The organism is Streptomyces sp. CC224B (assembly GCF_030010595.1).
Classification (GTDB): domain Bacteria; phylum Actinomycetota; class Actinomycetes; order Streptomycetales; family Streptomycetaceae; genus Streptomyces; species Streptomyces longispororuber.
The window spans coordinates 1-14,806 of record NZ_JASCXL010000049.1 but is presented as its reverse complement, the minus strand read 5'-3'; the positions used below and the strand labels follow the sequence as shown (position 1 = coordinate 14,806).

General features: G+C 71.4%; 8 protein-coding genes and 2 pseudogenes. 3 read left to right on the top strand and 7 right to left on the bottom strand.

Translation table 11 applies throughout. The features are described 5' to 3' along the window. Positions 1 to 24: 24 nt before the first annotated feature. Both QK440_RS20440 and QK440_RS20435 read right to left on the bottom strand, forming a co-directional pair. Positions 25 to 5,976, bottom strand: a pseudogene (locus QK440_RS20440) (amino acid adenylation domain-containing protein); the annotation flags it as partial. 313 nt (positions 5,977 to 6,289) lie between these two features. Continuing rightward, the gene (locus QK440_RS20435) at positions 6,290 to 6,889 is read right to left on the bottom strand and encodes a DinB family protein (protein WP_282794601.1); all 600 of its coding nucleotides are present in this window, start codon (positions 6,887 to 6,889) and stop codon (positions 6,290 to 6,292) included. Positions 6,890 to 7,298: 409 nt separating this feature from the next. On the opposite strand from QK440_RS20435, the gene QK440_RS20430 reads away from it, so the two are divergent. Continuing rightward, entirely contained in the window at positions 7,299 to 7,997 is a 699-nt protein-coding gene (locus tag QK440_RS20430) for a DUF4232 domain-containing protein (protein WP_282794600.1), read from the top strand. A gap of 253 nt (positions 7,998 to 8,250) precedes the next feature. On the opposite strand, the gene QK440_RS20425 is transcribed toward QK440_RS20430, so the two are convergent. After that, positions 8,251 to 8,712 (bottom strand): hypothetical protein, encoded by a 462-nt coding sequence (locus tag QK440_RS20425; protein ID WP_282794599.1) that lies wholly within the window; start codon positions 8,710 to 8,712, stop codon positions 8,251 to 8,253. Between the two features lie 762 nt (positions 8,713 to 9,474). Further along, positions 9,475 to 9,942 carry a hypothetical protein gene (locus tag QK440_RS20420; protein WP_282794598.1) on the bottom strand — a complete coding sequence of 156 codons (468 nt, stop codon included), beginning with the start codon at positions 9,940 to 9,942 and terminating at the stop codon, positions 9,475 to 9,477. 58 nt (positions 9,943 to 10,000) lie between these two features. Here QK440_RS20420 and QK440_RS20415 point away from each other — a divergent pair, with 58 nt between their 5' ends. Beyond that, positions 10,001 to 10,549, top strand: coding sequence for an NUDIX domain-containing protein (locus QK440_RS20415; protein ID WP_282794629.1), 549 nt, complete (start codon positions 10,001 to 10,003; stop codon positions 10,547 to 10,549). Between the two features lie 106 nt (positions 10,550 to 10,655). On the opposite strand, the gene QK440_RS20410 is transcribed toward QK440_RS20415, so the two are convergent. Then, on the bottom strand, positions 10,656 to 11,327 hold the full coding sequence (locus QK440_RS20410; protein ID WP_282794597.1) for a TetR/AcrR family transcriptional regulator: 672 nt from the start codon (positions 11,325 to 11,327) through the stop codon (positions 10,656 to 10,658). 102 nt (positions 11,328 to 11,429) lie between these two features. Between QK440_RS20410 and QK440_RS20405 the strand changes: the two genes are divergently transcribed. Further along, positions 11,430 to 12,281 (top strand): SDR family oxidoreductase, encoded by an 852-nt coding sequence (locus QK440_RS20405; RefSeq protein WP_282794596.1) that lies wholly within the window; start codon positions 11,430 to 11,432, stop codon positions 12,279 to 12,281. A gap of 294 nt (positions 12,282 to 12,575) precedes the next feature. On the opposite strand, the pseudogene QK440_RS20400 reads toward QK440_RS20405, so the two are convergent. Both QK440_RS20400 and QK440_RS20395 read right to left on the bottom strand, forming a co-directional pair. Further along, positions 12,576 to 12,831, bottom strand: a pseudogene (locus QK440_RS20400) (transposase); the annotation flags it as partial. A 50-nt stretch (positions 12,832 to 12,881) separates the two neighbouring features. Beyond that, entirely contained in the window at positions 12,882 to 14,216 is a 1,335-nt protein-coding gene (locus QK440_RS20395) for a M14 family zinc carboxypeptidase (protein ID WP_282794595.1), read from the bottom strand. Positions 14,217 to 14,806: the final 590 nt, after the last annotated feature.

Genomic DNA, 14,806 nt, shown 5'->3' with positions numbered 1-14,806 from the left:
GGCTTCCACCTCGGCGGGTTCGACCCGGAAGCCGCGGACCTTCAGCTGCGCGTCGCCGCGGCCCACGTACTCCAGTTCCCCGGCCGGGTTCCGCCGGGCCAGGTCCCCGGTGCGGAACATGCGCTCCCCGGCCGCCCCGAACAGGTCGGCGACGAACCGCTCCGCCGTCGGCCCCGGCCTGCCGTGGTAGCCGCGGCCCACGGTGGCGCCCGCGACGTACACCTCGCCCACCGTTCCCGGCGGCACGGGCGCCAGGCCCGGTCCCAGCACGTACACGCGCACTCCCGCCAGCGGCGTCCCGACCGGTGCGCTGCCCGTGGTGGCCCCGCCGTGCGCGTCGGGGACCACGCACGCGGTGGCGTAGAACGTCTCACTCTGCCCGTAGCCGTTGACGACGCGTGTCCCGGGCATCGCCCGCCGCACCCGGTCGACGAGCGCGGCGGGCAGCGCTTCGCCCGCGAACACCACGGTACGGACGGCGACCTTGCCCGCGATCCGGTCGAGGAGCTCCGCGAACGCCGATGGCACCGTACTGACCACCCCGCCCGACCAGCCCTCGCGTTCGGCGAGCACGAGCACGTCCCGGACCGGCTCGACCACACCGCCGTTGCACAGCGTGGCGAAGATCTCGAACACCGACACGTCGAAGTTCACCGACGTGCCCGCGAGCACCCGCTCACCCGGTTCGACGCCCGCACGGGACGCGAGGTCCCGCAGGCACGCCGTCACGTTGCGGTGGGTGACCACCACGCCCCTGGGCTCCCCGGTCGACCCCGAGGTGTACATCAGGTACGCCGCGTGGTCCGGCAGCAGCGGCGACGTCCGGTCCTCGTCCCGCGGGTCCCCGCCGGCGCCCGTGATCCCGGTGACGCACAGGTGGTCACCGGGTACCGTCGGCGCCGTCCCGGCGGTGACCAGAACCAGAGCGGGGCGTGCCTCGGCGACAACGGCCTCCAGGCGCCCGGCCGGGTGCGCGGGATCGACCGGCAGGTACGCGCTCCCGGCCTTCAGTACGCCGAGCAGCGCCACGACGAGGTCGGGGGAGCGCGGCACGGCCACCCCGACCAGCGACTCGGGGCCGACGCCGCGCCGGATCAGCTCGTGCGCCACCGCGTTCGCCCGTGTGTTCAGCTCGGCGTACGACATCGCTACGCCGTCCTGGGACACCACCGCGGTCGCGTCGGGCGTGGCCGCCACCTGGCGCGCGAACAGGCCGGGCACGGTGTCGTCGGCCGGCGGTGCGACGGCGGGTCCCACCAGCGCGCGTTCCCCGGGCTCCAGGACGTCGATCGCCGCCACCCGGCACCGGGAGTCCGCCGCGAACTGTGTCAGGACCCGCCCGAGGCGGACGGCGACGTCGGCGGCTTCCGCCCTGCCGAACAGGTCCCGCCGGTACTGCACGGCGAGGCGCAGAGGGGCCCCGGAGTCGGCCAGGGCCAGGACGGTCAGGGCGTAGTGCGTGGTGGTGAACGGGCGGATGCCGGTGAGGGTGATCCCGGCGGCGGCGCCCGCGTCGGCCAGGCCGGCGCGGTCCAGCGGGAAGGACTCGAACGCGACGAACGTGTCGAACAGCGCGCCAGGACCGGCGGCCCGCTGGATGTCGGGCAGGCCGTGATGGTGGTGGTCGAGCAGCCCGGCCTGCCGCTCCTGCAGGTCGGTGAGCAGCTCGTCCACGGCCCGCCCGGGGGCGCACCGCACCCGGACGGGCACGGTGTTGAGGAACAGACCCACCGTCGAGTCCACGCCCGGCACCCCGGCGTTCCTGCCGGACACCATGGTGCCGAACAGCACGTCCCGGCGGCCGGTGAGCAGACCCAGCAGCACTCCCCAGGCGCCTTGGACGACGGTGTTGAGCGTGACGCCGAGGCGCGCGGCACGGCGTTCGAGGAGACGGGCGGTGTCCGCGGTGAGGGGGACGTCGACCTGCCCGATGCCGTCCCGGCCACGGCCGCCGGCCAGCAGCGTGGGTTCGGTCAGGCCGGCGAGCTCGGCCGCCCAGGCCCGGGCCGCCCCGGCGGCATCCTGCCGGGACAGCCAGGCCAGGAAATCCCGGGGGTCGCGTGCGCGCGGCAGGGCGTGCGAGCCGTACAGGCGCAGCAGGTCCCGCAGGAGCAGCGACAGCGACCAGCCGTCGAACAGGGCGTGATGCGCGGTGAGCACCAGTTCGTGCGCCCCCGCGCCCGTCCGGACGAGGGAGAGGCGCAGCAGCGGTGGTACCCGCGGGTCGAAGCGTTGCGCCAGGTCGTCGGCGAGGAACCCGTCGAGACCGGCGGCGTCGAGCTCGACCTCCCGCCAGGGCAGTTCCACGCCGGTGCCAACGAGCTGCACCAGTCGGCCCTCGGCGTCCGGAACGAACGCGGCCCGCAGGGCGGCGTGCCGGTCGAGCAGCGCCTGCCCGGCCCCGCGCAGCCGGGCCGGGTCCACGGGCCCGGCGAGGTGCAGCACGTACTGCACCTGGTAGGCGTCGAACGCGGACCCGGCGAGGCCGGACTGGAAGAGCAGGCCCGTCTGGAGCGCCGTGGCCGGCCAGATGTCCGTCAGGCCGGGGTACCGCTCCTCCCACGCCTCGATCTCCTCCTGCCCCACCGACACCAGGGGGACGTCCGACGGCGTCAGGCCGCCCGCGCCGCGCTCGCTGACGTGGCGGGCCAGGCCTTCGAGCGCAGCGCACCACAACTCGGCGATCTCGCCCACCTCGGCGCGGGTGAGGACACCGGCCGGGGCGGCGAAGACGGCGCCGAGCCGCGTACCGGTGACCATCGCGTTGATGTCCAGCTCGGACAGGGCGGGCATGTCCGGGCCGTGCCCGGTGTCCAGCTCGGCCAGCTCGGTGAGGCGGTCGAAGTCGGCGGTGGGGGTGAAGTCGGAGGCGGGACCGGGGTCGGCTTCCGGCGGGGAGAAGCGGCCCAGGTAGTTGAACCCGATCTGCCCGCTGGGGAGTGCGGCGAGCACCGGGGCCGTCTCGGGGTTCAGGTACCGCAGCAGCCCGTGGCCGATCCCTCGGCCCGGGACCGCCCGGAGCTGTTCCTTCACCGCCTTGACCGCCGTGCCCGCCGCGGGACCGCCCGCGAACGCCTCGTCGACGTCCACCCCCGCCACGTCGAGGCGGACCGGGAAGACGCTGGTGAACCAGCCCACGGTCCGGGACAGGTCCGCCCCCGGCTCCACCGCCTCCTCCTCCCTGCCGTGTCCCTCCAGGCGCAGCAGTACCGACGTCTCGGTCACGCCGCGGCGACGGCGCCACCGCGCGACCGCCAGCGCCAGGGCGGTCAGGAGCCCGTCGTTGACGCCGCCGTGGAACACCGCGGGCAGCGTGGTGAGCACCGCCTCGGTCACGGCTGTCGACGACCGCACCCGGACCCTGCCCACGGTGGCCCGGACGTCGAGCGCGGGGTCGATCCTCCTGGTGCCGAGCAGCGGATCGGGGCCGGCCACCAGGGAGGCCCAGTCGGCCAGTTCGCGGACGCGCTCGGGGCGCACCGCCTCGGCCGCGAGCGCCGTCGCCCAGCGCCGGGCCGACGTCGGCACCGGCGGCAGGGACGGCGGCGTCCCCCCGCGCACCTGTGCCCAGGCCGTGGCCAGGTCGGGCAGCAGGATCCGCCACGAGACGCCGTCGACCACCAGGTGGTGCACCACGACGAGCAGCCGTCCCGCCCCGGCGGGCGCATCGAACCAGACGAACTGCGCCATCGTGCCCGCCACCGGATCGAGCCGGGCCACGGCCGCGTCCAGCTGGTCCACCAGCAGCGCGTGCCAGTCCTCGTCGCCGTGCTCGTCCCGGCGCGGCAACGACCGGGCGTCGACCCGGCGCAGCAGGGATCGGGCTTCGACCCGGCGTAGCAGGGGTCCGGCCTCGACCCGGCGCAGCAGGGGTCCGGCCTCGACCCGGCCCGGCGGGTCCACGCGCAGACCCCCGCCGTTCTCCGTGACCAGGCGGGCGCGCAGCAGGTGGTGGTGGTCCAGCACCGCGCCCAGCGTCGCCACGAGACCGGCCCGGTCCACGCCGGCCGGGCAGCGCACCACGACCGCCTGCGCCAGCCGCTCCGCGCCCGGCCCGAGCTCCTCGACCCACCTCGCCACCGGCATCAGCGGCATCCACCCCACCCCGTGGTCCGGCTCGGCGGGCACGGGGCCGCGGGACCCGGCCACGGCCTCGGTGAGCCGGGCGACGGTGCGGTGTTCGAAGATCTGCCGAGCGGTGATCCGGAGGCCCCGCTCGCGAGCGCGGGAGGCCACCTGGATCGACTGGATGCTGTCACCGCCCATGCCGAAGAAGTCGTCGTCCACGCCCACCCGGTCGAGCCCGAGGACCGCGCCGAAGAGCCCGCACAGGGCCTCCTCGTCCGGGGTGCCCGGCGGCCGGTACCGCTCCGGCGCGAACACCGGCGGCGGCAGGGCACCGCGGTCGACCTTGCCGTTGGGTGTCAGCGGCATCCGGTCGAGTACGACGACCGCCGCGGGAACCATGAACTCCGGCAGCCGACGGGCCACGAACGCCCGCAGCTCGCCCGCCCGGAAGCCCGAGTCGACGGCGATGTCCCCCTCCCCGGAGCCCCACCCCGCTCCCGTGGCTCCGGTCGCGACCACGTACGCCACCAGGCGCCTGCCCGGGCCGGGCCCCTCGTGGGCGACGACGACCCCCTGCGCGACCCCGGGATGGGCGAGGAGCGCCGTCTCGACCTCACCGGGCTCGATGCGGAAGCCCCGCACCTTCACCTGGTCGTCGGCGCGTCCGCGGAACACCAGCTCGCCGTCGTCCGTCCGGGCCACGACGTCGCCGGTCCGGTACATGCGTGCGCCCGCGGGCCCGAACGGACACGCCACGAACCGCTCCGCGGTCAGCGCCGCCTGCCGTACGTAGCCACGGGCGAGGCCGGCCCCGGCCAGGTACAGCTCACCGGTGCCGCCCGGCCGCACGGAACGCAGGGCGCCGTCGAGCACGTACGCGCGTACGCCGTCCATGGGCCGCCCGAGGGGCACGTCGTCCCCGGGCGGCTCGAGAGGCAGGTCGTCTCCGGGCCGCCCGAGGGGTGCGTCGTTTCCGGGCCGCCCGTCAGGTCCGCCCGGGCCGAGCCGCTCCACCGTTCCCAGGGAACGGCAGAGGGCGAAGACGGTGGCCTCCGTCGGGCCGTACACGTGCACGAACTCGGTCTCCGGGCACGCCCGCACGGCACGGCGGAAGGCGGACGCCGAGCCCCGCTCGCCCCCGGTCCACACCGTCCGCAGTCCGGCGAGGCACCGCGCGTCCTCACCCGCCAGGAGGTTGAACAGCGCCGTGGTCAGGAAGACGGCGGTGATGCCGTGGGCGTGGACCAGTTCCCGGAGCCGGTCCGGCGTCATGTCCCCGGACCCGCACCGGTCCACGACGACATGACCACCGTTGAGGAGCGGGACCCACAGTTCGTAGACGGAGGCGTCGAAGGTGAGGGGTGCGTGGGCGAGGAGCCGTGCGTGGGCGCCGCCGAGCCAGCGCCGGTCCCGCGCGAGGTCCACGACGTCCCGGTGGGTGATCCCGGTGCCCTTGGGCGCTCCGGTCGACCCGGACGTCGTCATCACGTAGGCCAACTGGTCCGGTCGCGGCATCCGGCAGGCGTCCGCCGACACCGGCGCGGCGTCCAAATCCTCCGGAAACACCTGCGGGCACATACCCCCCAGCACATTATCGGCCAATATCGATTCGGTCAGCGACAGCACCGGCCGCGCATCCCGCAGCGATATCGCGACGCGTTCGGACGGGTGGCCGGGATCGAGTGGCAGATAAACGCCACCGGCCCGGAGCACAGCCAGGAATGCCACGACGAGTTCCACCGAACGCGGCAGCATGACGGCCACCACCGACTCCTGGCCGACCCCCCGCTGCCGGAGCGCCCGTGCCCACCGGTCCGCCCTGGCGTCCAGCTCCCGGTAGGTCAGTGACACATCACCGCAGGTGATCGCGGTCGCCCCCGGGTGCGCGGCAGCCCGCCGCCGGAACACCTCAGGAATCGTGTGCCCTGCGGCACTCACCGGCCGCGGATCGAATCATTGCCGAAGGAACCGGTCAGGGACGAAAACAACGCGCCCACCCCCCGTGGCGGCAGATCATTCGGAACTCTCAGCATTGCCGCCGCCCGGATTACCGGTCAAGGAAATCTCTTCGGCATTGTCCTGCCCACGGGACAGCACGCACTCCGCCCGCAGTCATTCTCCCTGGCTGGGGCGCGGTTGCCGATGTTCCGTTACGCGACGGCCAATTGAGCAGCGCCGCGAATGAGGTTTCGGAACGGCGGGAGCGGGTCTCGGTGGCCGCTCACGACCCGGTCGCCCCGAGCCTGCTGGCGGCTGCTTCGGCGGCTCGCGCGATCTTCGCGCACCGGGCCTCCCGGACGGCCGTCTCGCACCGCGGAGTCGCATGCCCAACTGTTGTCCCTGTCGAGCCGTCGAGCTGTTCACGCAGGATGTCGGCGTGTCCGGCGTGACGGCTGGTTTCGGTGAGCATGTGGACCAGGATGTTGAACAGTTTCACGTTGGGGCGCGGCCACCAGGGCACGTAGCCGGGGGAGTCGAGGGCGAGGGCAGTGATCGTCGCGTCCGCGTGCTGCCCGGCACGACGGTAGCGATCAGTGATCTCTTCGCGTGTTTCGTGCTCGGTCGCCCACATGTCGGCCCCGTGCTCTCCGGCTCCGTCCCACCGCGGCAGGGGTTTGGGGTGCGGTCGGTCGAAGACCTCCCCGAAGTACCTGGACTCCAGGATCGACAGGTGCTTGACCAGGCCGAGGAGGTTGGTCCCCGTCGCGGTCAGGGGGCGGCGTACGTCGTACTCGCAGAGCCCGTCGAGCTTCCAGAGCATCGCCTCGCGGAGCTCTCGCAGATCGCTGTGCAGGTACTCTTTCGCGGAGTCATCGATCACAGGGCATGAGCCTGTCATGGGCGGCCGGCGTGCTCAACCTGCGACCGGCGCGCTCGGAGCGTCGCCATGTGGCCGGTGAGGTCGGTGGCCCGGTGAGCCCGGCGGCCCGGTGGGCGAGGGGTTCCGTGGTTCAGCGGCCCGGTGGTCCATCGGCGGCCCATGAACGCTCAGCTCGTGGACTCAGGCGGGACTTCCGCGGGCGGACCAGGTGCGGGACGGGCGCGGTCCAGGTGGGTGGCCGAAGGTACAGCCCTGCTGGCCAATAGGGGCACTGCGAGAGCCACAAGGGCATCGCCTGTGACGGAACGAAGACGTCGCGGAGAATCGCTCGTAACTCGGTGCAAGCTACAAATGGTTACGGCCGCATGCACGGCTCCGGCACGTCCGTCGCCTTCCTTCTGGGGGAACCATGAAGACCACCCGCCTCGCCGCTCTCGCCGCCGTCAGCCTCGCCGCCGCCCTCTCGCTCACCGCCTGCGGCGGTGACGACTCGGAGGCGGACGCGTCGTCCAAGGGCTCCTCGACTTCGAACTCCCCGACCGCGTCTTCGCCTTCGTCTTCGTCCTCGTCCTCGAACGGTGACGTGAAGCCGGGGGCCGGCTCGGGCTCGGGCAGCTCTGAGGCGGGCGACAAGCAGCCGGGTTCGGGCAAGGGCACCGAAGCCGGGGCAGGCGCGGGCGGCGCGCAGGCGGACGGCGCCAAGGTCACGTTCTGCAAGACGCAGAACCTGGCCATCGACGCCCAGGACGCCGCGCCCGACGAGAGCTCCGGCAGGATCGACATCACCATGACCAACCGAGGGTCGACCACCTGCTCGGCGACAGGTTTCGCGGGCGTGGACATCAAGGACGCCGACCACACCACCACCCCGATCGAGCGCGGCCGGGCCCAGCCGCGGGTCACGACTCTCGAGCCCGGTGACACCGCCGTCTTCAACCTCGCCTACGAGATCGACAACAGCGCCGAGAGCCTCACGTCGCCGACCCACATCCTGGTGACGCCTCCGAACGAGACCCACTCCGTGACTCTGAAGTGGCCCGCGGGCGCGGGGCAGATCAAGGGCGCCTACACCGATGTGCAGGTCTACCCCACGCACACGACCAAGTAGGGACCAAGTGTGTCGGAGCCGCGTGACCTACAAGGGCGCCTTGCCGGTGGCGGCGATGACACCTGTACATGTGCACTTGAGGCCCGAGGCGCAGCAATGCGTCCCCCCGGCCGCTGCCCGACGGGAACGTGAGCGCCGAAGAGGCCGACAGGCACGATCGAGCTCATGCCGAGGCGGTAGCGCGAACTGGGGCGCGAGCAGGCCGGGGTGATCTCCGCCGAACGGTCCTCAACGCCATTGACAGGGCAGGGCTTCAGACACCACCCCAGGGCACATAGCCGGCGAGGCTGTCCAGGCTTTTCGGCTGCGTGTATGTGGTGGAGTACTGGTACCGCCAGTCACCATCACGCCACTGCACGGTCGCGGTGGACACCTGAAGGGCGCCCGTGTCCGAGAAGCGGGTCACCAGTTCGATCACGGCCGTTCGCGAGTCGTAGGTGACGAAGCGGAAGCCGGCGTATTGCCCGAGTTCCCCCGGCTCCGGAGGCGGAGGGCTTGTCTTCTTCTCCAGCTTCGTGCGCTGTTCGATGTAGGAATCCCGGGTGTCACCGTACGTTTGTTCCTCCATGACGGTGCGCCAGTCCTGTGCCAGGAGGGCGCGCACTGCAATCTGCGCGGCCGCCAGCAGTGCGCCGGTGGGAGTGCGGGCGTAGCAGCGCGCCACGTCGCCGTCGGTGACGGCCGGACCTGCCGCTTCAGAGGTCGGCAGCGCCATGGTCCGGAACAGTCCCCAGGTCACTCCTGCCGGTGCCGTGTCGGGCACTTGGGTGCTCTTGTCCGACAGCCGCGGGCACCTGCCGTCTTGAAATTCGGCTGACTGCCTGCCGGTTGGGCTCGCTGTGGAGGCAGGGCCCCGGGTGCCGTCCGCCGCGTCCTGCTGCTCACCGCCGCCGCTGCCAACGATGAGGAAGGCACCGAGCACAACTACTACGACAAGCAATGCCACCGCGACCAGAAACCACCTCGTACGGAACCGGCTGTCGTCAACGGGGCCAGGGCCGCGGTCGGTGGGGGCTGGGTACGTCACAGAGGTCTCCTTCGTAGGCAGCAGGCCGCTGGCCACACCAGGGCGCGGCGATGCCGACCCCGATACTCGGCCCGCTCACCCGGTGCGAACCTACCGAAGGGGAAGATCGCAGGTGCCCTGCAGCTCGATGGTTGGACGCCTCCCGGACGGATTCAGCTTCAGCACAGGGAAGTTCGCGACCACATCGGACTTCTGCAGCCAGGAAATCACAGCCGAAGCTACCGACACTGCCGGGCCGTCGATCCGGGTGGCGTTCGCGCCTGAGCCTCAGCGTTGCTTCTGATGCGCGGCGAGGGTGCGACGACGGCGACTGGGTGAGGCGGTCATTCGGGGCGTACCGGCTCGCACGGAGGCTGGCGCACCATAAGTTGCTGGTTTCCGCGGGCACATCCTCGGACTGGCACGCGCGGCCGGCGGGCGGCGGCCGCGCGGTGGGGCATCGAAAGGCCGCTACGACACCGGGTGTTGGTCCAGCCAGTCCGACAGCTTGTGGGCGGAGCCGAACACGTCGTCGCGGTTCGTCAGGGCCATTGATTCGCCGGCCGGGACGCCCTGGTCGTTCCCCACCTTGACGCCCTTCTCCATCGTGTTGATCAGCGCGTACGCCTCCGACCAGAACTTCGGCCCGTTCTTGTCGTCGGCGTTCGCCGCCTTCCGCAGGTCACGCGCGGGCTTCATCAGCGCCTTCATCTGCGGCCAGCAGGTACCCGGCTCCTTCTCGACGCAGCCGCCGTCCTCGTCGAACTCCGTCACCGCGTCCTGGAAGGCGGTGACCGCCGCCTTCACGCTCGGCGCCTTCTCCGCCTTCGCGGCCGGCTTCGAGGTGTCCTCGTCGTCCGAGCCGCCACAGCCGCTCGCAGCCGCCACGGTCGCGGCCAGCACCAGCGCGCCGACCGCCTTTCCCCACACATCTCTCATGGCGGCAGATCATCGCACGAACGGATCCAGGAACAGAAACCGCGGAGTGAGATCCACCATGACGGCCGACGGGGGACTCCGGGCGGTGTCAGTGGGTTCTGCGATCGTGTGCGGCGTGGATGAACTCGTGGAACGCGTCGACGTTCAGGACCGTGTGCTGGGGGTGGTCAGGCGGTGGGACGCCGTTCGGGAGGGGTGGCTGCACCGTGTCGCCTTGGTGGTGTGCCGTGATGGGCAAGGCCGCTTTCTCGTCCATCGGCGTGCCGAGCAGTTGACCCGCTTCCCAGGCCACTACGAACTCGGGGTCGGGGGCGCCGCGGGAGTCGGCGAGTCCTATGAGGACGCCGCTGTCCGTGAACTCCGTGAGGAGCTGGGAGCGGCGGCGGCAGTGCGCCTCCGGTTCAGGTTCCTCAACCGGAGCGGGCTCAGCCCGCACTGGCTCGGGGTGTGCGATGCCGTACTCGCGGAGACAGGCGCCCCCGACCCGGGTGAGGTGGCCTGGCACGGCTGGCTGACCGAGTCCGAGGTGCGGCGGGCGCTGCGGCAGTGGACCTTCACCCCGGACAGCCAGGAGGTCTTCGCTCGGTATCTCGCCTGTGGCCTGTGAGACGTCCGGGACGGGACGGGCTGCCGACCTCGGCGGGTGAGCCCCAAGCCCCGGCCGCTGAAGCGCTTGGAACTCCTAACGGAATGCGCTCGGAGTTGGGTGGGTGTCATGCGCCTGGAGCCTCATGAACGTCGACAGCGCCGCTCGATGGATTGGCCGTGCCGGCGCGCACGTTGGACGCGCCGGATCCGGGAGCTTGGGTGCAGCTCGCGGTCGAGCCCTTGGTCAGCGCGTCCATGAGGAGGTCGACGAGCCGACGGGCCTGCTCTTTGCTGCCGTGCTGCACGGAATAGGCGATCCCACCCATGAGGAGGAGAACATCGTCGGAGGTGACGTCGGTTCGCAGGCTGCCGTCGTGGGCGCCGGTATCAAGGAGGGTGGCGACGGCGTCGGTAAGGAGTGCGCGGCTGTCGGCATATGGGTCGACTCCGGAGGCGATGACCGCATTGAGCGCTGCGGACATGCCGCTCTTGGCCGTGGCGTACTCGAGGAAGTGTTCCATCCAGATGCGAGTGGCCTCGGCGGCCGGATGCCGGGCGAGGAGGTCCGGCGCCTTCTCGCACACACGGGTGAGTTGGTGTCGGTAGGCGGCGTCGATGAGAGCTTCTCGTGTCGGGAAGTGCCGGTAGAGCGTGCCGACGCCGACGCCGGCCTGCTTGGCGATGGCGGCCGGTGCGGTATCCAGCCCCTGCTCGGCGAAGACCCGCGCGGCGACCTCCAGCAGGCGCTCCCGATTCTGTAGCGCATCGCTCCTGGTCCGGCGAGGGGTGGGGGGCATGCGGGTTCCTCCGGTGCCTGTCTTCGGTCGCGTTCCGGAATACATTCCGCTTAACTCCTAACCGGAATGTATTCCGGTAACACTCTATGCCAGGAGACTCCCATGCCGACTCCGTCCGACAAGGCCGTACGTCAATGGTTCATCACCGGAGCCTCCGGCGGCCTGGGCCGCCATCTCACCGAACACGCCCTCCGGCGCGGCGACCGCGTCACGGCTACGGTCCGCCGCCCCTCAGCCCTGGAAGACCTGCGTAAGACGTACGGCGACCGGCTGACCGTCGAGATCCTGGATCTCACCCGGCCGGCCGACGTCGACGAAGTGGTCGGCAGGACCCTCCAGTCCGGACCGGTGGACATCGTGGTCAACAACGCCGGATACGCAGTCGTGGGCGCCGCCGAGGAGATGACCGTCGAGCAGATCCGTGATCAGATCGAGGTCCTCCTGCTTGCTCCGATGCTGATCACCCGGGCCTTCCTGAAGCCCATGCGCGAGCAGGGCGGAGGCCGCATCATCCAGATCTCCAGCGTGGGCGGCCAGATCGGCACCCCCACGCACAGCTCCTATCACGCGGGGAAGTGGGGGCTGGAAGGCTTCACCGAGAGCGTCAGCCATGAGGTGGCCGACTTCAACATTCACCTCACCCTGGTCGAGCCCGGCGCCACCCGCACCGGCTTCGCCTCGGCCCTGCACTACACCACCGAAACGGCCGCCTACCGTGACAACGCCGTCGGCCGGACGCGGCGTTTCCTGGAGGCCGCTGACGACAGCGTCTTCACCGGCGACCCGGCCAAGCTCGCCGCTGCCATCTACGACACCACCAACCACCCGAACCCGCCCCTGCGCCTGCCTCTCGGTTCCGACACCTACGAGGCCATCCACACCACACTCACCAGACGTCTCACTGCACTCGAGACCCAGAAGGATCTTGCGGCATCTGTCGTTTTCACCCACTGACCCGACCCGCCGACGCGACATGTCAGACAACGTCGCCGCAACCACCGTGTCGCGCATCTCCGCAACCGCGACATCCGGAAGGCCCAGCACGTGGTCTCACCCAGCACTCCTACGCAACCCCATCAGGCGCCGTCGGCAGATGAGCGCGCATCCGAGGGTAAGGAAGGCTTCGTGGGTGTCGTCGCGTATCCCTCAGCGGATCCGCAGGCGACGGAACCAGTGCAGATGAACAAACACCCGCTCCAGGTCCAGCACGCTCCGAAGCTCGGAGGGGAGGATCCCATGGAGCAGGGGCCACACCCGGCTTCCGTCCATTCGGTCAGGCGGCGCCAACGGTCATGCCCGACCAGAAGCCGAGTTCCTGCGGCAGGTGTTCCCAGAAGGTCCCGGTGTGCAGCGCGAACAAGATGCCCTGAAACACCAGCCGGTCAGGATGCCGCTTGTGTCCCGGGTGCCGCATCCGAGGTTCCACCTCGGGCAGCAGCGGTTCGATCACCGCCCACAGCTCATCGTCGACTTCCCACGGCTTCGGCCGGGCTCGCGCAGACAGCGCAGGTTGTCGGTTGCGGCTTCTGCTCGGGAGGCAGGTCAGGCCTCGACTCACCCCGGGCTCAGCAGTCGCGCCGTGCCGAGGATCGTGTCGAGTTGGAAGCCCACCACCCGTGACAGAGGCAGGGGCCGGGGCCGCAGTGTCGCCTGGGTTTGCCGTAGCCACCGGTCGAAGTGCTCGCGCAGCAGCAGCCGTTCAGACAGCAGGTGCGGGAGGGGCGCGGTTGTGGCGTCGAGCTGGGTGTCGAGGTGGCGCAGCAGCATCCCGGCGGCTCGGAGCGGCAGGAGGAGGTGCAGGTCCTGATCGCTGACCTGGGGCGGCTGTCGGCGGGCGAGGCGGGCCATGAGCCGCATGCCCCTCACCGTGTCCTGGGCGGCCGGGAGGAAGGGCGTCGGCCCCGCGGCAGCGGCGGTGCGCTCCATCAATCCGGTGAGGAAGTCCGCTGTGGACAGCAGATGGCGTACCCCTTCGGCGGTCGGGAGGCCGACGGGTTCGGTGCGCCACATCGGTACCTCGGGGTAGAGGCCGAGGCAGCCGTGGCGGGCAGCGTAATGGACGCTGGTGGCCCCGGCGGGCTGCCACTCAGCAACGCCCTTGGCGCCCCCTGCGTTCTCGGAACCAGCGGAACCATCGGAGCAGCCCTCAGTACTGTCCGTGGCGGCTGCCCGCGGCGTGGCAGCCGGCGGCAGCACGAAGACTCCGGGGCCGGGGGAGGCCCAGTCGACGCAGTCGGCGGGCAGTTGTGCCACGGGTAGGTCGTGGCGTGCCGCGCAGTCGGCCAAGAGGTCCACGAGGGCCGTCTCGCCGCGCGTGGTCACGTAGAAGCTGCCGCCGCTGTCCGCGTTGTGCAGCGAGACCATGGCGTCGGGGCGTACGGTGTCGACGACCGTCATCAGGGCCCGCGTCTCGGGCAGCGCGGCCGGTCCACCCCGCGCCGTGGGGAACGTGGCCTCGGGCTGGTCCGCGGCGGCCGGGCGGTAGAAGCCGCGGTGGTACGACTCCAGGGTGGGCGGCCATGCGTGGGAGTACCAGGCTTCGTTGAGCAGGGCCCCGTCCGGATCGCTCGAGGGCAGTACGTACCAGGTGGCGTCCTCGCGCGCCGAGGGATGGGCCGGTACGTGCTCGACGAGCGCGACGACCGTCGCGTGGCCGACCGGCTCGTTGGGGTGCGCTCCGGCGACGATCAGCAGACGGAGCGGGCCGTGCCCCAGGGTGAGCAGGAGAAGCGGCTCACCACCCCGCGAGACGCCCACCGTGGTGATGCGGCATGCGCCAGGGTTCGCGGCTGCCAGGCCACGCAGCCGCGCCGTGAGCGCTGACCAGGTAGGCGGTCGTGGCGCTCCTCCGGACGGAGGTGGCGAGACGTAGTACGCCCGTCGGGCCATATGGGTTCTCCAACCGTGAGGGGGCGAGAGTCCATCCCGTCGTGGCGGGCGGGTTCCGGCAAGAGATGTAGATGTACGTGGCGGCGGCGACCCTGACGACCACTACGGCCGTGCACGACGCCGCACCCCGCCATGCCGGTGAGCGGCACGCGGGCGGTGGTGGCCGACAGGTTCAGGGTCATGACGAGGTCCCGGGGAGCGGCCACGCGCATCCCCAGCGTGCCACCGAACCCGGCGGGGCCCCGGCACGGAGGACGGCCCCGCTTGCCTGCACGGCACTGGCCGCGTGGAGGTACACGCCCCCTCCGCGACGGGGGTGTACACGGCGCCGCCAACGTGGCTGTACCCGGCACCGGCGACGCGGGTGTACACGGCACCAGCGACGCGGAAAGGTGGCCGACGGCGCAGGGACACCCATGCGCGGACCCTCGTGTTCCGCCGCCACGACAACACCACAGCCGCAGATACACCCACAACCGCAACTACACCCACACCCCACACCCACACCCACGACTAGGCCGTTTCTTCTGGATCATCGAGCGGACCAGATGAAGATACCCGCGATGTGCAGAGCGGCCAGGTAGACGGTG

Excerpts from the sequence above, each read along its gene's own strand:
- QK440_RS20430 (WP_282794600.1), top strand. The coding sequence starts at position 7,299 with ATGAAGACCACCCGCCTCGCCGCTCTCGCCGCCGTCAGCCTCGCCGCC.
- QK440_RS20425 (WP_282794599.1), bottom strand. The coding sequence starts at position 8,712 with ATGGCGCTGCCGACCTCTGAAGCGGCAGGTCCGGCCGTCACCGACGGC.
- QK440_RS20420 (WP_282794598.1), bottom strand. The coding sequence starts at position 9,942 with ATGAGAGATGTGTGGGGAAAGGCGGTCGGCGCGCTGGTGCTGGCCGCG.
- QK440_RS20415 (WP_282794629.1), top strand. The coding sequence starts at position 10,001 with ATGACGGCCGACGGGGGACTCCGGGCGGTGTCAGTGGGTTCTGCGATC.
- QK440_RS20410 (WP_282794597.1), bottom strand. The coding sequence starts at position 11,327 with ATGCCCCCCACCCCTCGCCGGACCAGGAGCGATGCGCTACAGAATCGG.
- QK440_RS20405 (WP_282794596.1), top strand. The coding sequence starts at position 11,430 with ATGCCGACTCCGTCCGACAAGGCCGTACGTCAATGGTTCATCACCGGA.
- QK440_RS20395 (WP_282794595.1), bottom strand. The coding sequence starts at position 14,216 with ATGGCCCGACGGGCGTACTACGTCTCGCCACCTCCGTCCGGAGGAGCG.